The following is a 26,743-nucleotide window of genomic DNA, read 5'->3' on the forward strand; positions in this document are numbered from 1 at the left end:
GAAGCCTTGGGGGACCACGTTCATCTTCCTGCTGCAATGCAGTGCGCGGGCTGCTGGCAGCGTGACAGTCGCGGAAAGGGCGCAGCAGTGTATCAAAATCGGTCGCCGGGACCTCCGACCGGATGACGATGCGATCCTCCTGCGCGCAACCGGCCAAAGCGCGGATGGCGTACAGCTGCCGCCGCAACGCCGGCGTCGGCACGATCCTGCGGCTGCGGCATTCTTCAACCGAAATGTCGGCGCGATGCCGACATAGCAATCGTCGTCTCGTCGTCGCCGAGATCGTCCCACCAGTCGATGGCAGGGAGCAAGATCAAGGCTTGCACTGAGCAAGATCATGGCAAAGCCCGCCGCGACCAGCAGCCGCGTCGCGCATCGACTGACTTGGTGATCACGCCATCCGTCGACGCTGACTGCAGACGGAACCGATCGCTGGCTGTGTTGGCAACGGCCAGCGCCAAGTCTTCATGACGGGCGAACACGTATTTCCAGCATGGCCCTTCGCGGCCACATAACATCACGACCACCCGCCTGGATCGCCATGATCGCGACGGAGTTACACCGGAGGGTATGACGCACATACCCTTGATTGGTTCCCTCCCGGGAGCATGTAAGCTAGAGGATAGCGCGTCAGGACCGGCGCGGAAACCCCTCGTCCGCAGGCTTGGAGAAAATAAGCATCATGAATCCCGTCAAAGAACTGGAAAAGCACGGACAAGCGGTCTGGCTGGACTTCCTGGCCCGTGGCTTCATCGCCAAGGGCGACCTGAAGCGGCTGATCGACACCGACGGCGTCAAGGGCGTCACCTCCAATCCGTCGATCTTCGAGAAGGCGATCGGCAGCTCCGACGAATACGATGCCCCGATCGGCAAGGCGCTGAAGCGCGGCGACCGCACCGTGGCCGACCTGTTCGAGGCCGTCGCGGTCGAGGACATCCAGAACGCCGCCGATGTGCTCCGTCCGGTCTATGACCGCCTCAAGGGCGGCGACGGCTATGTCAGCCTGGAGGTCTCGCCCTATCTCGCGATGGACACCGCCGGCACGGTCGCCGAGGCGCGGCGGCTCTGGAAGGACGTTGGTCGCAAGAACCTGATGGTGAAGGTGCCGGCAACGCCGGAGGGCCTGCCGGCGATCGAGCAGCTGATCGGCGAAGGCATTAGCATCAACATCACGCTGCTGTTCTCCAAGGCGGTGTACCTCGAGGTGGCCGAAGCCTACATCGCCGGCCTCGAAAAATACGTCGCAGGCGGCGGTGACCCCTCGCATGTCGCGAGCGTGGCGAGCTTCTTCGTCAGCCGCATCGACTCGGTGGTCGACAAGCAGCTCGACGAGAAGATCGCGCGCGCCAACGATCCGTCCGAGAAGGAACGGCTCGCCGCGCTCAAGGGCAAGGTCGCGATCGCCAATGCCAAGCTCGCCTATCAGGACTACAAGCGCCTGTTCTCGGGTCCCCGCTGGGAGAAGCTCGCCGCCAAGGGCGCCAAGCCGCAGCGCATGCTGTGGGCCTCCACCGGGACCAAGAACAAGGACTACAGCGACGTCCTCTATGTCGAGGAGCTGATCGGTCCCAACACCATCAACACCGTGCCGCCGGCGACGCTGGATGCGTTCCGCGACCATGGCAAGCCGCGTGACAGCCTGGAAGAGAATATCGAGGACGCAAGGCGCGTGCTGGAGGAACTGGAGCGCTCCGGCATCTCGCTCGAGGCGATCACCGAGGAGCTGGTCAAGGACGGCGTCAAGCTGTTCGCGGATGCCGCCGACAAGCTCTACGGCGCCGTCGCGCACAAGCGCGCGGTCGTGCTCGGGCCCGCCCTCGATCGCCAGCTTCTCTCGCTCGGCGACGGTCTCGGCAAGGCCGTGGCTAAGAGCACCGAGGCCTGGCGCGCCTCGGCTAAGATCCGCAGGCTGTGGCAGCGTGACAAGTCGGTCTGGACCGGTGCGGACGAGGACAAATGGCTGGGCTGGCTCGACAGCGCGGCCAAGGCCGACATCGCCGATTACGAGGACTATGCGGGCCGCGTGAAGGGTCAGAAATTCTCCGATGCCGTCGTGCTCGGCATGGGCGGATCGAGCCTGGGGCCCGAGGTGCTGGCCGAAACCTTTGGCAAGAAGCCCGGCTTCCCGAAGCTGCATGTGCTGGATTCCACCGATCCGGCGCAGGTGCGGGCGATGGAGGCGAGGATCGACATCGCCAACACCGTGTTCATCGTCTCCAGCAAGTCCGGCGGCACCACCGAGCCGAACGCGATGAAGGACTATTTCCATGAGCGGGTTGCCGAGGCCGTCGGGCCGAAGGTGAAGACCGGCCATCGCTTCATCGCGGTGACTGATCCCGGCTCGTCGCTGGAGAAGGCGGCGAAGAAGCTGAACTATGCGCGCATCTTCCATGGCGAGCCCTCGATCGGCGGCCGCTATTCGGTGCTATCGCCCTTCGGCCTCGTGCCGGCGGCGACCGCGGGCGTCGACGTCAAGACCTTCATCAAGCATGCGCTTGCGATGGCCCGCTCCTGCGGGCCGGACGTGCCGCCAGCCGAGAACCCGGGCGTGCAGCTTGGCCTCGCCATGGGCCTCGCAGGCCTCGAGGGCCGCGACAAGGTGACGATCCTGGCGTCGAAGAAGATCGCCGATTTCGGCGCCTGGGCCGAGCAGCTCATCGCGGAGTCCACCGGCAAGGAGGGCAAGGGCCTGATCCCGATCGAGGGTGAGCCGCTCGGCGATCCCAGCGTCTATGGCAACGACCGGTTCTTCATCGACATCCGTGTCGACGGCGAAGCGGACGCCGCCCATGACTCCAAGCTCGCCGCGATCGAAGCGGCCGGTCATCCCGTGGTGCGCATCGTCATGAAGTCGATCGAGCATCTCGGCCAGGAGTTCTTCCGCTTCGAGATGGCGACGGCGGTTGCAGGCGCGATCCTCGGCATCAACCCGTTCGACCAGCCGGACGTGGAAGCGGCCAAGATCAAGACCCGCGAGCTCACCGCCGCGTTCGAGAAGAGCGGGGCGTTGCCGGAAGAGCAGCCGGTGGTCAGCACGGACGAGGCTGACCTCTACACCGACGAGGCCAACGCCACGGCGCTGCGCGCCGCCGGCGCCAACGGCGATCTCACCTCCTGGCTGAAGGCGCATCTCTCGCGCTCGAACCACGGCGACTATGTCGCCCTGCTCGGCTACATCGCGCGTGACAAGGCGACGATCGACGCGCTCCAGGCCATGCGGCTCGAAGTGCGCGAGAAGCGGCACGTCGCGACCTGCGCCGAGTTCGGACCGCGCTTCCTCCACTCCACCGGGCAGGCCTACAAGGGCGGCCCCGACAGCGGCGTGTTCCTCCAGATCACGGCGGACGATGCCAAGGATCTGCCGGTGCCGGGGCAGAAGGCCAGCTTTGGTGTCATCAAGGCGGCGCAGGCACGCGGCGATTTCGACGTGCTCACCGAGCGCGGTCGGCGGGCGCTGCGGGTGCACCTGAAGGGCGGAGTCAAAAAAGGCCTCGCGGCGCTCAATGCGGCGCTCAACGACGCGCTGAACTAAGGGAATCTCTCACATGCAACTCGGCATGATCGGCCTCGGCCGGATGGGCGGCAACATCGTTCGCCGCCTGATGCGCCAGGGACATTCGACCGTGGTCTACGACAAGGACGCCAAGGCCGTCGCCGGCCTTGCCGCCGACGGTGCGACAGGTTCGGCGACTCTGGAAGAGTTCGTCTCGAAACTCGAGCGGCCGCGCACGGCCTGGGTGATGCTGCCTGCCGGACACATCACCGAGACGACGATCGACACGATCGCGGGCGTGATGCAGCCAGGCGATGTCATCATCGACGGCGGCAACACCTTCTGGCAGGACGACGTCCGCCGCGGCAAGGCATTGAAGGAGCGCGGCATCCACTATGTCGACGTCGGCACCTCCGGCGGCGTCTGGGGCCTCGACCGCGGTTACTGCATGATGATCGGCGGTGAGAAGCAGGTGGTCGACCGGCTCGATCCGATCTTCGCCGCGCTCGCGCCCGGCGCCGGCGACATTCCGCGCACGGAAGGACGCGAGGGCCGCGATCCCCGCATCGAGCAGGGCTACATCCATGCCGGCCCGGTGGGCGCCGGCCACTTCGTCAAGATGATCCACAACGGCATCGAATACGGCCTGATGCAGGCCTACGCCGAAGGTTTCGACATTCTCAAGAATGCCAATATCGAGGCGTTGCCGGCAGATCACCGCTACGATTTCGATCTCGCCGACATCGCCGAAGTGTGGCGGCGCGGCAGCGTGATTCCGTCCTGGCTGCTCGACCTCACCTCGACGGCACTCGCCGACAGCCCGCAGCTGTCGGAATATTCCGGCTTCGTCGAGGATTCCGGCGAGGGTCGCTGGACCGTGAATGCCGCGATCGATGAGGCGGTGCCGGCCGAAGTCTTGACCGCGGCGCTCTACACACGTTTCCGTTCCCGCAAGGAACACACCTTCGCCGAAAAAATTCTCTCCGCGATGCGTGCGGGGTTCGGCGGCCACAGGGAGCCGAAGCAGCCGGGCGCGGCGAAGCCCAAATAGGATCAAGAAAGACGTAACAAGCGAAGGCCGACAATTCGTGACAAAAGACCCGCAGCCAAAGCGCAAGCCGGAAAATTGCGCCTTCGTCATCTTTGGCGTGACCGGCGACCTGACCCATCGGCTGGTGATGCCATCGCTGTACAATCTGGCGGCCGAGAATCTGTTGCCGGAAAAATTCTGCGTCGTCGGCGTCGCCCGCAAGAGCCAGTCGGATGACGAGCTGCGCGACGGCCTGATGAAGGGCCTGCGCGAATTTGCGACCCGGCCTGTCGACGAGGACATCGCCAGGCAGCTGCTGCAATGCGTCACCTTCGTCGAGGCCGACCCGAAGGAGCCACCGTCGTTCGACCGCTTGCGCGAGCACCTGGATTCGCTGGAATGCTCGCAAGGCACCGGCGGCAACCGCCTGTTCTACCTCGCGACCCCGCCGGCCGCATTCGCGCCGACCGCTCGGGAGCTCGGCCGCACCGGATTGATGAAGGAGAACGGCGCCTGGCGGCGGCTGGTGATCGAGAAGCCGTTCGGCACCGATCTCGCCTCGGCCCGCGCGCTCAATGCCGAGCTCCTGAAGATCATGGAGGAGCACCAGATCTACCGGATCGATCACTATCTCGGCAAGGAGACGGTGCAGAACATCCTGGTGCTGCGCTTCGCCAACGGCATGTTCGAGCCGATCTGGAATCGCAACCACATCGACCACATCCAGATCACCGTGGAGGAGAAGCTCGGCGTCGGCCATCGCGGCGGCTTCTATGATGCCACCGGTGCACTGCGCGACATGGTGCCGAACCATCTGTTCCAGCTGATGTCCCTCGTCGCGATGGAGCCACCGACGCGCTTCGATGCCCATTCGGTCCGCTCCGAGAAGGCCGAGGTGCTCACCGCGATCCAACGGCCCAGCCGGGAGGAGGCGCTGAGGAGCTCGGTACGCGCGCAGTATCTCGCAGGCCGCATTGGCGACGAGGAGATTCCGGACTACCGCAAGACCGCGGACGTCAAGTCCGGCAGCACCACCGAGACCTATGTCGCGCTGAAGCTGATGATCGACAATTGGCGCTGGGCCGGCGTGCCGTTCTATCTGCGCACCGGCAAGGCGCTGGCGCACAAGCGCACGGAAGTCGCGATCAAGTTCAAGCAGGCACCGCTGTCGATGTTCTCAGGCACGGCGGTCGACCGCCTGTCGCAGAACTTCCTCACCATCGGCATCGCGCCCACGGAGACCATCGAGCTTCAGTTCAACGCCAAGATCCCCGGACCGAGCGTCACCATCGACGGCGTCGAGATGAAATTCCGCTACGGCGACTATTTCCGCGCCGATCCCTCGACCGGCTACGAGACGCTGATCTACGACTGCATGATCGGCGACAATATCCTGTTCCAGCGCGCCGACGGCGTCGAGGCCGGCTGGCAGGCGGTTCAGCCGTTCCTGGACGCCTGGACAAGCGCCGGCACCAACGGCATCGAAACCTATGAAGCCGGCAGCGACGGCCCCGCCTGCGCCGATGAGCTGCTCCGGCGCGACGGGCGAAGCTGGCGGAAGTACTCGTGATGGCGGCGGCCGACCAGCCGAAGCTGATCGTCGAAGCTGATGCCGAAGCACTTGCCCGCGCCGCGGCCGAACGGGTGATGGCGCGGCTCGCGGCCAATCCCGGACGGATCGCGATCTGCCTCACCGGCGGCTCCAGCCCGAAGAAGCTCTACCATTTGCTCGGCAGCGAAGCCTGGCGCGGCAGGATTCCATGGGACCGCGTGCACTGGTTCGTCGGCGACGAGCGCTTCGTGCCCGAGAGCGATCCGCTCAACAACATGGCCGTCGCACGCGCGATCTTTCTCGATCGCAATGCGCCCGCCGGCCATATCCACCCGATCCCGACCACGGCAGAGAATCCCGACGCCGGCGCTGACGCCTACGCACGCGAGCTCCAGGCCTTCTATGGCGCGGACCAGCTCGATCCGGAGCGCCCGCTGTTCGATCTCGTCCTGATGGGCGCCGGGCCGGACGGCCACACCGCCTCGCTATTTCCCGGTTATCCCGAGATCGAGGAGACCCGACGCTGGGTCGTCGGCGTCGCCAAAGCCAATGTCGCGCCCTTCGTGCCGCGGGTCTCGCTTACCCTGCCCGTTCTGGCCTCCTGCCGCGAGATGCTGTTCGAGATTGCCGGGCACGACAAGCAACCGATCTTGACGCGCCTCCTCAACGGCGAGAACCTGCCGGCCTTGCGCGCGCGCTCGAATGGCGAGACCGTCTGGCTGGTCGACCAGGCCGCGCTTCCGGAGGACATTCGTGGCGGGCGCTGAAGCACCTTGTGCATTGATCGTGATGGGCGTGTCGGGTTCGGGCAAGAGCACGGTTGCGAACGCGCTCGGCGAGCGGCTCGGCTGGCGTTTCGAGGACGGCGACAGCTTCCATCCTGCCAGCAATGTCGAGAAGATGCGGGCCGGCCATCCGCTCACCGACGAAGACCGCTGGCCCTGGCTCAATGCCATCGCCGACGAGATCGCGCTCGTGTGCGGACGCGGCGAGCACGTCATCATCGCCTGCTCGGCGCTGAAACATACCTATCGCGACGTGCTGCTGCGTGGTCGCGACGACGTGCGCTTCGTCTTCCTGAAAGGCACGAAGGAGCTGATCGCCGAGCGGCTGGCGCACCGCAAGGGGCACTTCATGCCGCCCGAGCTGCTGGCGAGCCAATTCAACACGCTGGAACCGCCGGAGGCGAGCGAGCACGTCATCACCGTCTCGATCGACGAATCCGTCGAAGCGATCGTGGACGGCGTAGTGCGGCAATTGAAGCTGAGCGGCGCGATACCCAAGGTCCTGCCATGACGCAAATCTCACTCGTGGTCTCCGACGTCGACGGCACGCTGCTGACCAAGGACAAGACGCTGACCGAACGCGCGAGAGGCGCGGTGCAGCGGCTGCACCAGGCCGGCATCGGCTTCACCATCACCTCCAGCCGCCCCGCGATCGGCATGCGCTTCCTGATCGAGCCGCTGGCGCTGTGGCTGCCGGTCGGCCCGTTCAACGGCTCCTCGATCGTCGATCCCGAGATGAGGCCGGTCGAGCAGCACCTGATTCCCGCAAGCGCAGCCGAGCGATCCTTGCAGATCCTCCGCGAATTCGGCGCCGACATCTGGCTCTTCACCACCGACAAATGGCTGATCGACAATCCCAGCGGCAGCTACGTCGCCCACGAGCAGCACACGATCCGCGCCGCCCCCACCATCGTGTCCGATTTCTCGCCCTACCTTTCGAGCGCCTGCAAGATCGTCGGCGCCAGTGCCGATGCCGCGGGCCTCGCGGCTTGCGAGAAGGCGATGCAGGAGGCGCTCGGCAGCGAAGCCACCGCGGTGCGCTCGCAGACCTACTATCTCGACATCACCCCGCCCGGATTCGACAAGGGCACCTTCGTCGAGGCCATGGCAAGGCGCTTGGGCATCGCGACCGCCGCGGTCGCCACCATCGGCGACATGCAGAACGACCTTGCGATGTTCCGCGTCAGCGGCGTCTCGATCGCCATGGGCAACGCCGCCGACAACGTCAAGGACCAGGCCACCCACGTCACCGCGAGCAACGAGCAGGACGGTTTTGCGGAGGCGATGGAGATGATCCTGAAGTGGAATGGGGTGGGTTGAGCCTGCGGCACGCTCGTTCAACCTCTCCCTCTTGCAGGCGGGAGAGGGAGCGCACCTCCCTCGGAGCGCTAGCTTACTTCGACCGTTGCACCGCCGGCTTCTCGCTCTCCTGTCTCGCCGCCGACAGGTTATGCGCGGTGTTGATCAGCGCGATGTGGGTCAGCGCCTGCGGAAAGTTTCCGGTCTGGCGCCGCGCCACGGAATCGTATTCCTCGGCGAGCAGCCCGACATCGTTCGCGATGCCCACCACGCGATCGAACAAGACTTGCGCCTTGTCGAGATCGCCTGACAGCACGTAGGCATCGGCGAGCCACAGGCTGCAGGCCAGGAACGCGCCTTCGAGCGGCGGCTGGTCCGCTGGCAGCTCGCGCGGATCGTGCCGCAGCACGAAACCGTCGCGCATCAGGCATTTCTCGACAAAAGCAATGGTGCCGCGGATGCGCGGATCCGAGGCCGGCAGGAAGCCGACGGCCGGCAGCAGCAGCACGCTGGCATCGAGCAGCTTCGAGCCGTAGGATTCGACGAAGGCATTCTCCTCCGCGTCGAAGCCCCTGTTGCAGACGTCGCGATGAATCGCATCGCGCAAGGTGCGCCAGTGCAGGAGCGGCGCCTTGAAGCCGAAGGTCTCGGCGCTCTTGATGCCGCGGTCGAAGGCGACCCAGGTCATCACCTTGGAGAAGACGTAGTGCTTGGGCTGTCCGCGCCGCTCCCAGATGCCGTGATCGGGCCTGTCCCAGACCTCGGCCAGATGATTGAGCACGGCGCATTCCAGCGCCCAGGTCTCGTCGTCGAGCTGGAGCCTGGCCATGCGCGACTGGTGAAAGGCGTCGATCAACTCGCCATAGACGTCGAGCTGAAGCTGCGCATGCGCGGCGTTGCCGACACGCACCGGCTGCGCGCCCTCGTAGCCGCCGAGCCAGCCCGCCTCCCATTCCAGGAGCCGCCGCTGCCCCCAGATGCCGTACATGATCTGCATGTTCGCCGGCGAACCGGCGGCCGCGCGCAGCAGCCAATTGTGCCAGGCCAAGGCTTCCTCGGTGTAGCCCGAGTTCATCAGTGCCAGCAGCGTGAAGGTGGCGTCGCGCAGCCAGCAGAAGCGGTAATCCCAGTTCCTGCTGCCTCCGAGCTTTTCCGGCAAGGAGGTGGTGGGTGCCGCGACAATGCCGCCGGTCGGCGCGAAGGTCAGCGCCTTCAGCGTGATCAGCGAGCGCAAGACGAGCTCCTGATAGTCGCCGTCACGGGTGCAACGGCCGCACCAGTCCTGCCAGAATTTCTCGGTCTCCTGGAGAGCGACCTCCGGATCGATCGACGCGGGCGGCTCGAGATGCGAGGGGCCGTAAGTCAGCACGAAAGGCACGGTCTCGCCTTCCTTCACCTCGAAGTCGGAGACGGTGGTCAGGTCCTCGCCGCGGGTCTCGACCGGCGTGCGCAACACCGTCATGTCCTGGCCGGCGATGGCCATCAAGGAATGGTCGATCCGTCGCACCCAGGGAATGTCCACGCCGAAACCGAAACGGATGACGAGCTCCATCCGCATTTTCACGGTGCCGCTGACGCCGCGGACCAGCCGCACGATGTCCGACGCCTTGCCGCGCGGCGGCATGAAGTCGATCAGCGCGACGGTGCCGCTCTTCGTCTCAAAACGCGTTTCGAGAATGAGGGTATTGCCGAGATAGCGCCGCGAGATGCGGGGCGCGGTCTCGCTCGGCGCGATCAGCCAGCGTCCGTTCTTGTGCGTGCCGAGGATGGCGGCAAAGCAGGCGTCGGAATCGAAGGCGGGCCAGCACAGCCAGTCGATCGAGCCGTTGCGTCCGACCAGCGCCGCGGTCTCGCAATCGCCGATCAGCGCATAGTCCTCGATCCTCTGAGACAATGTCGTGCAACCCTGGGAAACCCCGGCCGTTCAACTCCCGCCGGGCAATGAACGTTCCCGCGTCGCGGCCTTCAAAGCCGCGAGATCGATCCTGGACGCGATCTTGTCGAGCGCAACAGGAAGACGCTGGCGCCAGTTCGGGTGCTCGTCGATCGTGCCGGGAATGTTGGGCTGGTCGGTCACGCCCAGCAGATCTTCCATTGACACCGCGAGCAGCCGGGACGGCGTGCGCGACAGGAAGGCGAGCACCGAATAGAGGTCGTTCGCTCGAATGCCGTTCTGGCGCAGGATCTCGTCGAGCCTGCCGAGCGCATCCCAGCGCGCCTGGTCGTTCTCGCCGGGATCGAGCCCGAGCGAGCGCTTCATCTTCAGGTCGCTGAAGGAGCGCCAGCCGGCATAGGTCGACAGGTCATGCGTGTTCAGCGTGACCAGCGCATTGGGCCTGTAGTGGTCGACATTGCGGAAATGGCCGGCATCGTCGCGCTCGAACATCATGACGAGATAGGACCAGATGCCGAAATCCTGCATCATCTCGCGAAAGCCTTCAGGCACGGTGCCGAGGTCCTCGCCGATCACGATGCATTGATGGGCCGCGCTCTCGCGCGCCACGGCCGCCAGCAGCGCCTCGAACGGCATCTGCACATAGGCGCCGTTGTCGGGCTTGAAGCCGCGCGGCACCAGATAAAGCCGTTTCAGGCCGAGCACGTGATCGAGCCTGATGGCGCCGGCATGGCGCATCGACGCCGCGAGCATGTCCGCGAACGGCACGAAGGACTGCGCCTCGAGCCCCCCGGCGTTGAAGCCGGCGAGACCCCAGTCCTGGCCGATGGTATTGAGCACGTCGGGCGGCGCGCCGACGGCGAGATGGCGGGAAATCGCCGTCTGCTCGTTCCAGGCATCGAAGCCGTTGGACTGCACGCCGACGGCAACGTCGAGATAAAGTCCGACCCGCATGCCGAGCCGGCTGGCGAGCTCCTTGGCGGCGTGTAGCTGGCTATCGGCGGTCCATTGCACGAATTCGACGAACTCGACCTCGCGCTTGTCCGGACCCTTGCGCAGCTCGGCGCATTTCGCCTCATCCGGCTGCTGCCATTCCGACGGCCATTCCCACCAGGGGGCGTTGAAGCGATGGCGCAGCACCTCGAAGCAGGCAAAGCGGGACAACAGCGGCGCGCGGGCGGTACGGAAGGCGTCAAACGCCTTGCGGCGCGCCTCGCTCGCGCTTGTCACGAAGCTGTCAAAGGCGGCGCGAAGACCCAGCCATTTCAACGCCGCCATGTCGGCATAAGGGACGCGGTCACCTTCGCGCAGGCGGGCGGCCGTCGCGGCCGCGTCGGGCACGAGGTCTGCCGAGAATTCGGGAATCGCCTCGACGTCAATATAGAGCGGGTTGAGGAAGAGCCGGCTGTTGGGCGAATAGGGGCTGCAATCGGCCGGGCGGTCGTCGAACAGGACATGCAGCGGATTGAGCCCGACGCCGTCGGCCCCGAGCTGCTTGGCAAGCCGGACGAGCCCTGCGAGGTCGGTGAAGTCGCCGATGCCCCAGTTGCGGTCCGAACGGACGCTGTAGAGCTGGACGGCAAGCAGCCAGCCGCGGTCGAAATCGCCGCCGAAGGCGCGCTCGGGCGCCACGATCATCGGCACCTCTTCCGTCACGCCTTCGGCATCGGTCAGCATCAAGCGGTGGTACCCGAGCGCCAGGCCGGCGGGCCAGGCGATCACGGGCTCGCGCGTCTCGCCTTGGGCGATCACATTGCCGTTGCCGAGGATTTTCCATCGCAGCGGCGCTGCACCGATCGCCGCCAATTCCGTGCGCGGATGCCCCAATGCGCGGACCACGACCGGTCCGCTGACGAAGCGATAGACCCGCCTCTCCGGCAGGGCATCGAGGATGGATTTGAGCGCCTCGGGCGCGGTGACGCGCAGCTTGCCGAGGGCGTCAACGAATTCGGACTGAACGCCCTTGATCCGGGCTTGAGCTAAAAGATCCATTCGGCACGCAGCTTGCAGGCCATTGTTTGGCCAAGGGCATCGATTTTAACGAGGTCGCGGAAGAGGTTAGCCAGGGGTAACTCGCAAACTGCGCTTGCCGTTCCCCAGGGAACCAATGACATACAAGCGGCTTTCTATAATGGTACCAAGCGTAGGTTCCCGGCAAGGGAAACGGGCTCCTGCTTTCTTGTCAATGGCATCACCGTGAACAAGACAATTCAAACTGTCGAAAGTGCCGCAGCCGGCAGCGCTTTCCTGATCGAGGACGTCTATCCCTCGATCGATGGCGGCCGCTTCGCGGTGAAGCGGATCGCGGGCGAACCGGTCCAGGTCTGGGCAGACATCTATCGCGGCGGCGACGCCGTGATCGCCGCCGCCCTGATCTGGCGCCGCGAGCAGGAGCGCGAATGGCGGAGCGAACCGATGACCCATCACGGCAATGACCGCTGGTCCGGTGCGTTCACGCCCGTTGAGCCCGGCCAATATGTCTACGCGATCGAAGCCTGGACCGATGAGTTCGCCACCTGGTCTCACGCGGTCGCGCGCAAGCAGCGTAGCGGGGCCGATGTCAGCCTCGATGCGATCGAGGGCGCCGGACTCCTGACCAAGGCGCATGGCGCGCGACAGGACGCAGCGGCGGTCATCATCAGGCAGTGCGAGGATTATCTCAGGAACGGCGACGTCAATTCGCTGCTCGCAACCGAGCTCGGCGAAGCCATGGCCGAGAGCCAGCAGCGGCCCGACCTGACGCGCTCGCAGCTCTTCCCGCTGACGGTCGACCGCGACAAGGCGCGCTTCGGCGCCTGGTATCAGATGATGCCGCGAAGCCAGAGCGCATTGCCGGGGCGGCATGGGACGCTGCGCGACTGCATCGCGCGCGTGCCTGACATCGCCGCCATGGGCTTTGACGTGCTCTACTTCACGCCGATTCACCCGATCGGCCATACAAGCCGCAAGGGCCGCAACAATGCGCCGGTTGCGCGTGACGGCGATCCCGGCTCGCCCTACGCGATCGGCTCGGCCGAGGGCGGCCACGATGCGTTGCATCCCGAGCTCGGCACGATCGAGGATTTCCGCGCACTGGTCGCGACCTGCCTGGAATACGGCCTCGAGTTGGCGCTCGACTTCGCCGTGCAGTGCTCGCCGGACCATCCCTGGCTGACGCAACACCCGGAATGGTTCAAATGGCGGCCGGACCGCTCGGTCCGGACGGCGGACGGCCCTTATTCCGACATCGTCATCCCCGATTTCGGCTCGGTGGATCGCGCCGGCCTGTGGAACGCGTTTCGCGATGCCATGCTGTTCTGGATCGACCATGGCGTGACCATCTTCGCCCTCGACAATCACGACACCGCGCCGCTTGCATTCTGGGAGTGGCTGATCCGCGACATCCGCCACCGTCACCCCGAGGTAATCCTGTTCTCCAAGACCTACGCACGGCCGAAGCTGATGAGGGGCCTCGCCAAGCTCGGCTTTGCGCAGTCCTTCACCTATTTCCCCTGGCGCACCTCGCGGTGGGAGCTGGAGCAATATCTCGGCGAGCTGACGCGCTATCCCGAACGCGATTTCTATCGTTCGCACATGTTCGTCAACACGCCCGACCTGTTGCCCTACCACCTCCAGAGCGGAGAGGCCTGGGCATTCAAGTCGCGCGTCGCGCTGGCCGCGACGCTCTCGGGCAATTACGGCATCTTTGGCGGATTCGAGCTGCTGGAGCATGAGGCCATTCCCGGCCGCGAAGAATATCTCGATTCCGAGAAGTACCAGATCAGGCAGCGCGACTGGGATAAGCCCGGCAACATCAAATCCTACATTGCCGAGCTCAACCGCGTCCGCAACGAGAACGCAGCGCTGCAGCAGACGGCCAATGTGCGCTTCCTCGGCATCGAGGATGGCGAGACGATCGCCTTCGCGAAGGAGGCGGCTGATCCGGCCAACACCGTCGTCATCGTCATCGCACTCTCGCGTCATGTGCGCGAATGCTGGCTGCCGCTCGGCGACGTCACCATTGACGCCGGTGGAGGGCGCCACCATGTGACGGAACTCGAAGACCTTCTCACCGGCGAACGGTCCCGCATCGAATGGGGCGGGATCAGGTTGCGTATCGATCCCGACCGCGATCCGGCGCTCCTGTTCCGCTGCCTGGCGTAAAGGTTCACGCCATGAATGTTCTGTCTTCCGTCGACACCAAGAAGGCTGAGGCTGCCGAGATCGTGGATGAGCTCTGGTACAAGGACGCCATCATCTACCAGCTCCACGTCAAAGCCTTCGCCGACAGCAACAATGACGGCATCGGCGACTTCGCCGGACTGACCGAGAAGCTGCCCTATCTCCAGGAGCTCGGCGTCACCGCGCTGTGGCTGCTGCCGTTCTACCCCTCGCCCGGCCGCGACGACGGCTACGACATCGCCGATTACGGCTCGGTCAATCCCGATTTCGGGACGATGAAGGATTTCAAGCGCTTCATCCAGGAGGCGCAGAAGCGCGGCCTGCGCGTCATCACCGAGCTCGTCGTCAACCACACCTCGGACCAGCACAAATGGTTCAAGCGCGCGCGCCGCAGCCATCCCGGCTCCAGCGCCCGCAACTGGTATGTCTGGAGCGACACCGACCAGAAATACCAGGGCACGCGCATCATCTTCACCGACACGGAGAAGTCCAACTGGACCTGGGATCCCGAGGCCGGCTCGTTCTACTGGCACCGCTTCTTCTCGCACCAGCCGGACCTCAATTTCGACAATCCGCGCGTGGTCAGCGCCATCATCCAGGTCATGAAGCGCTGGTTGGACGCCGGTGTCGACGGCTTCCGGCTCGACGCCATTCCCTATCTCTGCGAGCGCGAGGGCACCTCGAACGAGAACCTGCCGGAGACGCATGCGATCATCAAGCGGCTGCGCCAGGAGCTCGACGCCTACTCCAAGGGCAAGCTGCTGCTGGCCGAGGCCAATCAATGGCCGGAGGACGTGCAGGAATATTTCGGCCGCGGCGACGAATGCCACATGGCCTACCATTTTCCGCTGATGCCGCGCATCTACATGGCGATCGCGCAGGAGGACCGCTTCCCGATCACCGACATCCTGCGCCAGACGCCGGATATTCCCGCGACCTGCCAATGGGCGCTGTTTCTGCGCAACCATGACGAGCTGACGCTGGAGATGGTCACCGACGTCGAGCGCGATTATCTCTGGACCACCTACGCCAACGATCCGCGCGCGCGCATCAATGTCGGCATCCGCCGGCGCCTTGCGCCGCTGATGGACAACGACCGCCGCAAGATCGAGCTGATGAACTCGCTGCTGCTGTCGTTCCCCGGCACGCCGATCATCTATTACGGCGACGAGATCGGGATGGGCGACAACATCTATCTCGGCGACCGCAACGGCGTGCGCACGCCAATGCAGTGGAGCCCGGACCGCAACGGCGGCTTCTCGCGCTGCGACCCGGCGCGCCTCTACGCGCCGCTGATCATGGATCCCGTCTACGGCTATGAGTCCGTGAACGTGGAGGCGCAGTCGCGCAGCCTCTCCTCGCTGCTCAGCGCCACCAAACGGCTGATCTCCGTGCGCAAGTCGACGCTCGCCTTCGGCCGCGGCAGCATGACCTTCATCCGCCCGGCCAACCGCGCCGTGCTGGCCTATGTCCGGCAATACCGCGACGAGGTGATCCTCTGCGTCGCCAATCTCTCGCGCGCGGCGCAGGCGACCGAGCTCGACCTGTCACCGTGGAAGGACCGCATCCCACAGGAGATGCTCGGCCGCACCCGCTTCCCCGCGATCGGCGAGCTGCCCTACATGATCACGCTCGGGCCCTACGGCTTCTACTGGTTCCAGCTGCTGGAACGCGACAAGTCCGAGCCGGTGACGCCGCGCGCGGTGCCGGAGTTCGAAACGCTGGTCGTGCCGGTGAATTCGAACTGGGTCTCCCTCGCCCGCGAGCGCGGCGTGTTCGAGCGCGACGTGTTGCCGGGCTTCCTGTCACGAACGCGGTGGTATCCCGAGCACAATCCCAAGCAGATCAAGACCGCGCTGACCTCGGCGGTGCCGTTCTGCGACATCGGCGACAACAGACCCTGGATCGCGTTCTTCGAGACCAGTCAAGGGGACGCGGCCACACGCTACGTGTTGCCGCTACAGATCGAGTGGGTGCGCTTCGACCGCGAGCGGTTCAACCCCAGGGCGCTGGCCGCGGTGCGCCAGGGCGCGCGCGAGGGCACGCTGCTCGACGTCGCGACCGACCAGATCTTCATCGGCCTGTTCCTGCGCAATCTGTCGCAGCATCTGGTGGTCGAAGAGAACAATCTGCGGCTGGAGTTCAAACCCACCAGCCGCTTCGCCGATTACACCATCAAGGAGCCCGAACGCATCCGCGCGATCGAGCAGTCGAACAGCACCGCGCTGGTCGACAACCAGTACGTCGCCAAGATCTACCGCCAGCTCGAAAGCGGCATCAGCCCCGAGATCGAGATCGGCCACTATCTCACGGAGGTCGCGCGCTTCGCCAATACGCCGGCGCTGCTCGGCAGCGTCGAGCTGGTCGAGGGTGACCAGCGCAGCGCGCTCGGCGTACTGCACGCCTATGTCGAGAACCAGGGCGACGGCTGGACCGTGACCACGGGCTATCTCGATCGATATATCGACGAGCAGCGCGTGTTGCCGGCGGGCGAGAAGCTCCGCGAGACCCAGGAGCAGGCGCCTTACCTGCACTTCGTCGCGCAGATTGGCCGGCGGCTCGGCGAGCTGCATGTCGCTCTCGCCGCGGCAAAGCCGGACGATCTCGCTCCGGAGCCGATCGGCTCCGCATACATCAGGCGCCTGGTATCCGACCTCAAAGCACGCGCCGAGCGGGTTTTGGACCGGCTCGCCGACAGCCGCGACGGCCTGCGGGAGGCGGACCGCCCGCTGATCGATCAGCTCGCGGAGGCCCGTGCGAGCCTGTCCGACCGACTGAATGCGCTATTGCCTTCCGGGATCGGCGGGTTGAACATCCGTCATCACGGCGACTTCCGCCTGGGGCAAACTCTGATCGTGAAGGACGATATCTTCATCATCGACTTCGACGGTGATCCGCGTGTGCCGCTGGCCGACAAGCGGCGCAAGGCGCCGGCCGCGCGCGACGTCGCGGGCCTGATCCACTCGATTGACGTTTCGATTGACACGGCTCTCAATCGCGCGCTCAAGGGCGCCTCCGACGAGCAGGGCCGGCTCACGGCGGCGCTCGACGAATGGCGCGAGCGCGCTACCGCAACCTTCTTGTCCGCCTATCACGAAACCATGACCGATCGGCGGCTCTGGCCGGAAAATCCGCAATCCGCGGACGGCCTGTTGAGGTTCTTCCTGCTTGATCACGCATTCAACGAAGTAGAGTACGAGCTGTCCCACCGGCCTGAGGGGCTCCATGCGCCGCTGACCGGACTGCTTCGCATTCTGTCCAGTGCCGAGAGCGAAGCCCATGCCTAAACTGCCTGCCGAGGCCTATGCGATCATCGAGGGCCGCCATTCCGATCCCTTCCACTATCTCGGACTGCATCCCGAGGGTGGTCGAAGCGTGGTGCGCGCGTTTCTACCCGAGGCCGTCAACGTCGAGGCGGTCGGCGAACATGGCGAGGTCGCCTCGCTCGACCGCGTCCACGACGCCGGTCTCTTCATCGGCGCCCTGCCCAATGGCTCGCAGCACTACCAGCTCCGCGCCAAGTTCGGCAACGACGTCGTCGAGTTCGAGGATGCCTACCGCTTTCCACCGATCCTGACCGATTTTGATCTCTACCTGCTCGGCGAAGGCACCCATCAGCGCATCTACGACAAGCTCGGCGCGCATCCGATGCAGCTCGATGGCGTCGACGGCATCGGCTTCGTGGTGCTGGCGCCGAATGCGCGGCGCGTGTCCGTGGTCGGCGACTTCAACTTCTGGGACGGTCGGCGCCATCCGATGCGGGTGCGCGGCAGCGGCTATTGGGAACTGTTCATCCCGCATGCGAAGACCGGCGATCACTACAAGTTCGAGATCATCGGCCCGCATGGTCATCTGCTTCCGCTGAAATCCGATCCGCTGGCATTCGCGAGCGAGGTGCGGCCGAAGACGGCGTCCATCGTGTTCGACGAAGCGCATCTGCCGCGGCCGCGGCCGGCGCCCGACGGCATCAATTCACTGTCGGCGCCGATGTCGATCTACGAGGTCCATCTCGGCTCGTGGCGGCGCAAGAACGACAATGAATGGCTGACCTATCGCGAGCTGGCCGAGCAGCTGCCGGCCTACGCCCGCGACATGGGCTTCACCCATCTCGAATTCCTTCCCGTGAGCGAGCATCCCTTCGACGGCTCGTGGGGCTACCAGCCGACCGGCCTCTATGCGCCGACCAGCCGCTTCGGCACACCCGACGAGTTTGCGATACTGGTCGATGCCTGCCACCGCGAAGGCATCGGCGTGCTGCTCGACTGGGTGCCCGGTCATTTCCCGGACGATCCGCACGGGCTCGGCCATTTCGACGGCACCTCGCTCTACGAGCACGCCAATCCGCTGCAGGGGCGCCACCTCGACTGGGGCACGCTGATCTACAATTACGGCCGCACCGAGGTGACGAACTTCCTGGTGTCGAATGCGCTGTTCTGGCTGGAGCGCTATGCGATCGACGGCCTGCGCGTCGACGCGGTCGCGTCCATGCTCTATCTCGACTACAGCCGGCCGCCCGGCGCATGGATTCCGAACCAGCATGGCGGGCGGGAGAACATCGAGGCGATCGACTTCCTGCGCCGCTTCAACACGGAAGTGTTCGCCCGCTTCCCGCAGGCGACCACGGCCGCCGAGGAGTCCACGGCCTGGCCGCAGGTCTCGCGCCCGGTCGAATTCGGCGGGCTCGGCTTCGGCTACAAGTGGAACATGGGGTGGATGCACGACACGCTGAGCTACATCAGCAAGGATCCGATCTACCGCAAGCACCATCACGGCGAGATTCTGTTCGGCCTGCACTACGCCTTCTCGGAAAACTTCATCCTGCCGCTGTCGCACGACGAGGTCGTGCACGGCAAACGCTCTATCCTCGGCCGCATGCCCGGCGACGAGTGGCAGCGCTTCGCCAATTTGCGCGCCTATTACAGCTTCATGTTCGGCCATCCCGGCAAGAAGCTGCTGTTCATGGGTGCGGAAATCGCGCAGAGCCGCGAATGGAATCACGACCAGTCGCTCGACTGGCACCTGCTCGAATACAAGTACCATTCCGGCGTCCAGGCGCTGATCCGCGACCTCAACCGGCTCTATGGCGCGGTGCCGGCGCTGCACCAGATGGATTGCGACCAGGCCGGCTTCGAATGGCTGATCACCGATGACGCCAACCGCAACGTGTTCGCCTGGCTGCGCAAGGGATTCGACGAGCACGCGCGGTGCCTGGTGATCGTCAACTTCTCGCCGAATGTCTACCAGAACTATCGCGTTCGTGTACCCTTTGGCGGCAAATGGAAGGAAGTGCTCAACTCGGATTCCGCCCATTATGGCGGCAGCAATGTCGGGAATATCGGCGAAGTTCATGCCGAGGACGGCGAGCTCCGCCTCACCATTCCACCGCTCGCTGCGATCTTCCTCGTTCCGGAAAGCTGACTGATGCGTCTGACTGCTGGATCGCCCGCACGCCTCGGCGCAAGCTGGGACGGACGCGGCACCAATTTCGCGCTGTTCTCCGCCAACGCGCAGAAGGTCGAGCTCTGCCTGTTCGACGCACAAGGCCGCCGCGAGCTCGAGCGCATCGAACTGCCTGAGAGGACCGAGGATGTCTGGCACGGCTATCTCAACGACGTATCGCCCGGCCAGCTCTATGGCTACCGCGTGCACGGCCCGTACGAGCCCGAGCACGGTCACCGCTTCAACGCCAACAAGCTGGTGCTCGACCCCTATGCCAAGCGGCTTGCCGGGCGGCTAGTCTGGAGCGATGCGCATTTTGCCTACCGCACCGGGAGCCCGCGCGAGGACCTGTCCTTCGACCGGCGCGACAATGCGCGGGGCATGCCGAAGGCCGTCGTGGTCGACGAGACCTTCAACTGGGGCCGCCGCGAGATCCGCCCCAACATCCCCTGGGAAGACACCATCATCTACGAGGCCCACGTCAAGGGCCTGACGCAGAAGCGCGACGACGTGCCGCCGAATCTGCGCGGCACCTATGGCGGCCTGTCCTCGCCGGCGATGATCGAGCACCTGAAGAAGCTCGGCGTCACCACGGTCGAGCTGTTGCCGATCCACAGCTTCGTCGACGACCGCATCCTCGTGGAAAAGAAGCTCGCCAATTATTGGGGCTACAACACGCTGTCCTTCTTCGCGCCCGAGCCGCGCTACGCCCAGGACAATGCACTCGATTCCTTCCGCACCACGGTGGCGCGGCTGCACGATGCCGGCATCGAGGTGATGCTCGACGTCGTCTACAACCACACCGCCGAAGGCAACCATCTCGGCCCGACGCTGTGCTATCGCGGCATCGACAACGCCTCCTACTATTGGCTGAACCGCGAGAACCCGCGCTATTACGACGACTTCACCGGCTGCGGCTCGTCGGTGAACCTCACCCATCCACGCGTGCTGCAGATGGTGATGGATTCCTTGCGCTACTGGGTCGAGGTCTGCCACGTCGACGGCTTCCGCTTCGACCTCGCCACCACGCTGGCACGCGGGCCGAACGGCTTCGATCGCGGCAGCTCGTTCCTGACAGCGGTCCGGCAGGACCCGGTGCTGGCGACCGTCAAGCTCGTCGCCGAGCCGTGGGACCTTGGCCTCGGCGGCTACCAGGTCGGCGCCTTCCCCTCGCAATGGTCTGAATGGAACGACCGCTATCGCAGCGCCATGCGCCGCTACTGGAGCGGCGAAGGCAGCCTGATCGGCGACATTTCCAGCCGCATGACCGCGTCGTCCGACCTGTTCAACCACGACGGACGGCGGCCGCGCGCCAGCATCAACCACATCACTGTCCACGACGGCTTCACGCTCGCCGACCTCTTCAGCTACAACGAGAAGCACAACGAGGCCAATGGCGAGGACAATCGCGACGGCTCCAACGACAATCACAGCAACAATTGCGGTGTCGAGGGTCCGACCGACGATCCGAACATCATCAGCCTGCGCCGGCAGCTGCGCAAGAACGTGCTGGCCTGCCTGATGCTGGCGCAGGGCGTTCCGCTGATCCTCGCCGGCGACGAGGTCGGCAACTCGCAATCCGGCAACAACAACGCCTATTGCCAGGACAACGAAGTCGGCTGGGTAGGCTGGGACAATCTCGGCAAGGAGGACGACGACATGGTCGACTTCGTCGCCCATCTCGCCGACATCCGCCGCCGGTTCTCGCAGCTCCGCAGCCATCGCTGGCTCGATGGCCGCCCCAAGGACGGCATCTCCTACGGCGCACTGTGGCTGACCCCTGCCGGCGACGAGATGACGGAGAGCGACTGGAAATTCCCGGAAGGCCGATTCCTCTCCTATGTGATGGGGCCGATGGAACCGGGTGGTGCTGCGATCTTTATCGTACTGAACGCCGCTCCCGAAGAGATCGCATTCAAATTGCCGCAAATGTCCGAATACAAGAGCTGGCAGCAGATCCTGAACACGACCGATGCCATGCTGAATACGATCGACTTCCTGCCCGGGAGCGACAGCAAGGCGCCGCCGCGTTCCGTGCTCGCCTTCGCGGGGGCGCTATGAGACCGTCCTTCGGGGCGAGGCCGACGAAGGACGGCGTGTCGTTCCGACTATGGGCGCCCGCCGCGCGCCGCGTCGACCTCCTGCTCGACCACCGCGGGCACGCGATGCAGCGCCGGCAGGATGGCTGGTACGTCGCAGAGATTGCAGGCCTCACGGCCGGCAGTCCCTACAAGTTCAGGATCGACGACGAGATCGACGTGCCGGATCCTGCTTCGGCCTTCCAGCCCGAGGACGTGTTTGGCCCGAGCGAGGTGATCGATCACGACGCCTTCGTATGGCGCGCGCGCGATTGGCGCGGCCGCCCCTGGGAAGAGACGGTACTGATCGAGACTCACGTCGGCACCTTCACGCCGGAGGGCACCTACCGCGCCATGATCGACAAGCTCGATCATCTCACGGCGACGGGCATCACTGCGCTGGAATTGATGCCGCTCGCCGATTTCGCGGGACGCCGCGGCTGGGGCTATGACGGCGTGCTGTGGTACGCGCCCGACAGCGCCTATGGCCGGCCCGAAGACCTGAAGACGCTGATCGACGAGGCTCATCTGCGCGGGCTGATGGTGTTTCTCGACGTGGTCTACAATCATTTCGGCCCGGAAGGAAACTACCTCGGCCGCTATGCGCCGACCTTCTTCACCGATGCGCACACGCCGTGGGGCAGTGCGATCGACTATCGCGTGCCGCAGGCGCGAGCCTTTGCCGTCGAGAACGCGCTGTCCTGGCTCGGCGACTACCGCTTCGACGGCCTGAGGCTGGATGCCGCCAACCACATCATGGCGATCCCCGGCGAGCAATCGATGCTGCAGGACCTGAGCGTTGCCGCCGGCGAGCTCGCCAAGGCCACGGGACGCCACATCCATCTCGTGCTGGAGAACGGCGACAATCGCGCCAGTCTGCTCGACGCCGCGCAAGAGCCGCCGAACGGCAAATATCGCGGCCAGTGGAACGATGACTATCATCACGTCTGGCATGTGATGCTGACCGGCGAGCTCGCCGGTTACTACGCCGACTACCAGACGCCGCGCATGGACCTCGCGCGCGCGCTCGCCTCCGGCTTCGTCTATCAGGGCGAGATCTCCGAGTTCTGGGGCAAGAGGCCGCGCGGTGAGCCGAGCGGAGAGCTGCCGCCGGCGACTTTCGTCAATTTCCTGCAGAACCACGACCAGATCGGCAACCGTCCGCTCGGCGAACGGCTGGAAAGCCTGGCATCGCCAGAACAGATCGAGGCCGCCCTCGCAGTCACCCTGCTCGCGCCGATGGTGCCGATGCTGTTTCAGGGCGAGGAATGGGGCTCGACAGTCCCCTTCCCGTTCTTCTGCGATTTCAACGGCGGACTCGCCGAGGCCGTGCGCAAGGGTCGCAAGCAGGAATATGCCTGGGCTTACGAAAAATACGGCGACGAAGTGCCCGACCCGCTCGATCCGGCAACGCTGCAATCCGCCGTGCTCGACTGGACCGGTCGCACGCCGCAACAGGACGCGCGGCTTGCGCTGGTGAAAGAGCTGCTCGCGCTGCGTCGCAAGGAGATCGTGCCCCGGCTCAGGGGCGCAAGCTTCGGCGACGCCGAGGCGGCCGACAACGGCCTGCTCACCGCGCATTGGCGGATGGGCGACGGCACGACGTTGCGCCTCGTCGCCAATCTGTCGGATTGCGAGATCACCTCCACCCTCAGCGCGGGCACGCCGATCTGGGGCGGCGCCAGCGAGCGGCTCCCGCCCTGGTCGGTGGTCTGGCGTCTCGGAGGTTGACATGCCTCCTGCCATTCCGCTCGCAACCTACAGGCTTCAGCTCACCGCGGATTTCGACTTCGACAAGGCCGCCGCGGTCGTGCCTTACCTCAAAGCGCTGGGGATCACGCATCTCTACGCTTCGCCGGTGATGAAGGCCCGCAAGGGATCGACCCACGGCTACGACACCGTCGATCACAGCCAGTTCAATCCCGAGCTCGGCGGCGAGGCCGGCTTCGCACGACTGAACGAGGCGCTCGAGGCGCACGATCTCGGACTCATCATCGATTTCGTGCCCAACCATGTCGGCGTGCATTTCGCCGACAACCCCTGGTGGCTCGACGTGCTGGAATGGGGCCAGGCCTCGCCGCACGCCGCCTCCTTCGACATCGACTGGGATCAACTGGCCTTCCGCGCCCGCGGCGGCGTGCTGCTGCCGATCCTCGGCTCGTCCTACGGCGAGGCGCTGGAGCGCGGCGACATCGAACTGCGCTACGATCCCGATGAGGGAAGCCTTTCGGCCTGGTATTTCGAGCATCGCCTGCCGATCGCACCGGAGCGCTATGGCGAAATTCTGCGCGTAATCGTCAAGGAGGCGGACGCGGCGGAAACGGAGCCCGGCAAGCGCCTGCTGTCACTCGCGACCCGCTACACCGGGCTGCGCCGTCCCAATCGCAAGGAAGCTCCCGTCTTCAAGACCGAGCTCAAGGACATCGCGGGCGCCGCCGACATCATCGGTCGCGGCCTTGCCGCCTATCGCGCCGGCAAGGACCGCCCGGCGCAGACGCTGACGCTGCATCATCTGCTGGAGCGCCAGCACTACAAGCTCGGGCACTGGCGGCTTGCCTCCAGCGATATCAACTATCGCCGCTTCTTCGACGTCAACGGGCTCGCCGGACTGCGCGTCGAGGACGCGAGCACATTTGCCGCCACGCACCGGCTGGTGAAGCAACTCATCGCCGACGGCAAACTACAGGGAATCCGGCTCGATCACATCGACGGCCTGCGTGACCCCGCACAATATTGCCAGCGATTGCGCCGGCTGGTGCGCGATGCCCATGGCAATACAAAGCCGTTCTATACCGTGATCGAAAAGATTCTGTGCGAGCACGAGCGCCTGCCGAAGTTCGCCGGCGTCCAGGGCACCACGGGCTATGAATGGATGAACGTCATCACCCATGTGCTGGTCGATCCCAAGGGCCTCGAAGCGCTGGACGAGACCTGGCGGCAGATCAGCAACCGGCCGCCGCGGCTTGCGCCTTACGTCAAGGACGCCAAGCGGCGGGTTCTGGAGACGTTGCTCGCCAGCGAATTCACCGTGCTGTCGCGTCTGCTCGCGCGCATCGCCAACGGGCATTACTCGACACGAGACTTCTCAGCCGACAGCCTGCGACAGGCGCTCGAGCTCTATGTGCTGCATTTCCCGGTCTATCGCACCTACCTGACGCACAGCAGCCCGACGGCACCGGACCGCAAGCTGATCGAGGACACCATCGAGCGCGCCCGCGCGGAGTGGTTTGCCGCCGACGAAGGCATTTTCGACTTCCTGCGCGATGCCCTCACCATGGACCTGCTCAAGCCCGGCCGTCCCCCGCACGGCGCCCCGCGTGTGCGCCGCTTCGCGCTGAAGGTGCAGCAATTCACCGGGCCGATGATGGCGAAGTCGCTGGAGGACACCGCGTTCTATCAATTCCACCGGCTGCTTGCGCTGAACGAGGTCGGCGGCGATCCCGCGAGCAGCGGCCTCACCGTTCCCGCCTTTCACCAGGTCATGCAGGCCCGCGCCAGGGAATGGCCGCAAGGCATGACCGCAACGGCCACCCACGACACCAAGCGCGGTGAGGATGCCCGCACGCGCATCGCCGCGCTCAGCGAGATTCCTGGCGAATGGACCAGCGCGGTGGCACGCTGGAAAGTGTTGAACGCCCCGCATCTCGCACACCAGGGCAGTTTCCGCGCGCCGTCGGCGACGTTCGAATACATGCTCTACCAGACGCTGCTCGGCGCCTGGCCGCTCGAGGAGCCGGCCGATGCCGCTTTCGTCGGGCGTATCCGGGCCTATGCCCTCAAGGCCGCGCGCGAGGGCAAGGAGGAGACGAGCTGGCTCAACCCGCATGAAACCTATGAGGACGGCATACGGGACTTCGTCGGGAAGATCCTCGATCCCGCCCGATCCGCAGAATTCCTGGAGGCATTGCAAACGCTGGCTCGCCGCGTCGCACTGCTCGGCACGTTGAACTCGCTGAGCCAGCTCACACTCAAGGCGACTCTGCCGGGCGTGCCGGACTTCTATCAAGGCACCGAGTTCTGGGACCTGTCGCTGGTCGATCCCGACAACCGCCGCCCGGTGGACTTTGCCGCACGCCACGCGGCGCTGAGCTCTTTGGAAGCTCCGGACTGGGGCAGCCTGATCAAGTCCTGGCCGGACGGCCGGCTCAAGCTGGCCTGGACGCGGCATCTCCTCAAGCTGCGCAATGGACTCGCCGACGTATTCGCCCAGGGTGACTATCAGCCGCTCGAGGTGCGCGGCGCACATGCCGACCACGTGATCGCCTTTGCCCGCCGTCATGGCCGCGCGGTCGCGATCGTCGTGGTCGGGCGTCATTTCGCGCCGTTCACGCAAGGCGGCCGGGAATGGCCCGCGCCGGAGAGCCTGGACGCGACTATCGACATCACGGGCTACACCGTACCCGGCCTTGCCGGTAACGACTTGCCGCTCGCGCAGGCGTTCCGCGATTGTCCCGCCTCGCTCATCGAGGCCCGAGCCGCAAGCGCCATCAGGCCCTCGCGGCGGCGCGTGCGCGCCTGAAGTTACTTTCCCTCGTCCTTGGTCAGCAGCAACTGCCCGCGCTTCCTGATCGTCGCCTGCGCCATCTCGGCAAAGCGCTGCAACAGCCAGGGCAACACCACCTCGACCTTCACATGGTCGTCGGCGACGTCGACCTGACCGGTCGCGATCTGCCCGAGCGCGCGGATGCGGAAATTCATGCTGTCGCCGCTCCAGCGTTCCTCCTCGACCTGCATCACCGGAATGCTGGCCGCGGCGCGGCCAAGCCCCGTCTTGAGCCGGCGCACCGCCTCCTCGCGCCCGAGGCGGTGTGGGATGGAAACGACAAGCGGTGCTGACATGGTTCCTGTCCGGTGGTGGCTCTTGCCACATAGTCATCCCTGCTGCACCTGCAAAGGTTCCATGCAAGTTGGACCCTCGGCCTTGTTTCAATGCGGGAACTTTACAACCTGCGGCAAGTTGCCCCCGCACGACGGGACAGGTGCAAACGACCCTTTCGACAAAGGGCTGGAGG

15 protein-coding genes are annotated in these 26,743 nt (G+C 65.2%); 12 read left to right on the forward strand and 3 right to left on the reverse strand.

What is annotated here, in order from left to right; genetic code table 11:
• Positions 1-682 precede the first annotated feature (682 nt).
• The 6 genes from ACM42_RS28820 to ACM42_RS28845 are packed head-to-tail and all read left to right on the forward strand — an operon-like array spanning position 683 to position 8,180.
• Positions 683-3,532 (forward strand): bifunctional transaldolase/phosoglucose isomerase, encoded by a 2,850-nt coding sequence (locus ACM42_RS28820; protein WP_271531013.1) that lies wholly within the window; start codon positions 683-685, stop codon positions 3,530-3,532.
• A gap of 13 nt (positions 3,533-3,545) precedes the next feature.
• Positions 3,546-4,544, forward strand: coding sequence for a phosphogluconate dehydrogenase (NAD(+)-dependent, decarboxylating) (gene gnd / locus ACM42_RS28825; protein WP_271531014.1), 999 nt, complete (start codon positions 3,546-3,548; stop codon positions 4,542-4,544).
• A 37-nt stretch (positions 4,545-4,581) separates the two neighbouring features.
• Positions 4,582-6,093 carry a glucose-6-phosphate dehydrogenase gene (gene zwf / locus ACM42_RS28830; RefSeq protein ID WP_271531015.1) on the forward strand — a complete coding sequence of 504 codons (1,512 nt, stop codon included), beginning with the start codon at positions 4,582-4,584 and terminating at the stop codon, positions 6,091-6,093.
• Positions 6,093-6,842 carry a 6-phosphogluconolactonase gene (pgl, locus tag ACM42_RS28835; protein ID WP_271531016.1) on the forward strand — a complete coding sequence of 250 codons (750 nt, stop codon included), beginning with the start codon at positions 6,093-6,095 and terminating at the stop codon, positions 6,840-6,842. Before zwf ends, pgl begins: the two co-directional genes overlap by 1 nt.
• On the forward strand, positions 6,829-7,371 hold the full coding sequence (locus ACM42_RS28840) for a gluconokinase (RefSeq protein ID WP_271531017.1): 543 nt from the start codon (positions 6,829-6,831) through the stop codon (positions 7,369-7,371). The genes pgl and ACM42_RS28840 overlap by 14 nt, the downstream gene beginning before the upstream one ends.
• Complete coding sequence (locus ACM42_RS28845; RefSeq protein WP_271531018.1) at positions 7,368-8,180, forward strand: HAD family hydrolase; 813 nt, start codon at positions 7,368-7,370, stop codon at positions 8,178-8,180. Before ACM42_RS28840 ends, ACM42_RS28845 begins: the two co-directional genes overlap by 4 nt.
• A 73-nt stretch (positions 8,181-8,253) precedes the next feature.
• Here ACM42_RS28845 and ACM42_RS28850 read toward each other — a convergent pair whose 3' ends face one another.
• Together ACM42_RS28850 and malQ are read right to left on the reverse strand one after the other, a co-directional pair.
• On the reverse strand, positions 8,254-10,053 hold the full coding sequence (locus ACM42_RS28850; protein WP_271531019.1) for a glycoside hydrolase family 15 protein: 1,800 nt from the start codon (positions 10,051-10,053) through the stop codon (positions 8,254-8,256).
• Between the two features lie 30 nt (positions 10,054-10,083).
• Positions 10,084-12,045 carry a 4-alpha-glucanotransferase gene (gene malQ, locus ACM42_RS28855; protein WP_271531020.1) on the reverse strand — a complete coding sequence of 654 codons (1,962 nt, stop codon included), beginning with the start codon at positions 12,043-12,045 and terminating at the stop codon, positions 10,084-10,086.
• Between the two features lie 204 nt (positions 12,046-12,249).
• Here malQ and ACM42_RS28860 point away from each other — a divergent pair, with 204 nt between their 5' ends.
• The 6 genes from ACM42_RS28860 to treY are packed head-to-tail and all read left to right on the forward strand — an operon-like array spanning position 12,250 to position 26,250.
• On the forward strand, positions 12,250-14,196 hold the full coding sequence (locus tag ACM42_RS28860) for a maltotransferase domain-containing protein (protein ID WP_271531021.1): 1,947 nt from the start codon (positions 12,250-12,252) through the stop codon (positions 14,194-14,196).
• An 11-nt stretch (positions 14,197-14,207) separates the two neighbouring features.
• A complete protein-coding gene (treS, locus tag ACM42_RS28865) occupies positions 14,208-17,501 on the forward strand; it encodes a maltose alpha-D-glucosyltransferase (RefSeq protein ID WP_271531022.1) in 3,294 nt (1,097 codons plus the stop codon).
• Positions 17,494-19,632: a 1,4-alpha-glucan branching protein GlgB gene (gene glgB / locus ACM42_RS28870; protein ID WP_271531023.1), complete on the forward strand. Its 2,139-nt coding sequence runs from the start codon at positions 17,494-17,496 to the stop codon at positions 19,630-19,632. Before treS ends, glgB begins: the two co-directional genes overlap by 8 nt.
• A gap of 3 nt (positions 19,633-19,635) precedes the next feature.
• Complete coding sequence (gene glgX / locus ACM42_RS28875; RefSeq protein ID WP_271531024.1) at positions 19,636-21,714, forward strand: glycogen debranching protein GlgX; 2,079 nt, start codon at positions 19,636-19,638, stop codon at positions 21,712-21,714.
• Positions 21,711-23,462 (forward strand): malto-oligosyltrehalose trehalohydrolase, encoded by a 1,752-nt coding sequence (gene treZ, locus ACM42_RS28880; protein WP_271531025.1) that lies wholly within the window; start codon positions 21,711-21,713, stop codon positions 23,460-23,462. The genes glgX and treZ overlap by 4 nt, the downstream gene beginning before the upstream one ends.
• A gap of 1 nt (position 23,463) precedes the next feature.
• Complete coding sequence (gene treY, locus ACM42_RS28885) at positions 23,464-26,250, forward strand: malto-oligosyltrehalose synthase (RefSeq protein WP_271531026.1); 2,787 nt, start codon at positions 23,464-23,466, stop codon at positions 26,248-26,250.
• Between the two features lie 2 nt (positions 26,251-26,252).
• On the opposite strand, the gene ACM42_RS28890 is transcribed toward treY, so the two are convergent.
• Positions 26,253-26,570 carry a polyhydroxyalkanoic acid system family protein gene (locus ACM42_RS28890; RefSeq protein WP_271531027.1) on the reverse strand — a complete coding sequence of 106 codons (318 nt, stop codon included), beginning with the start codon at positions 26,568-26,570 and terminating at the stop codon, positions 26,253-26,255.
• Positions 26,571-26,743: the final 173 nt, after the last annotated feature.

The sequence above is a fragment of the Bradyrhizobium sp. CCBAU 25338 genome, assembly GCF_028128965.1.
Classification (GTDB): domain Bacteria; phylum Pseudomonadota; class Alphaproteobacteria; order Rhizobiales; family Xanthobacteraceae; genus Bradyrhizobium; species Bradyrhizobium liaoningense.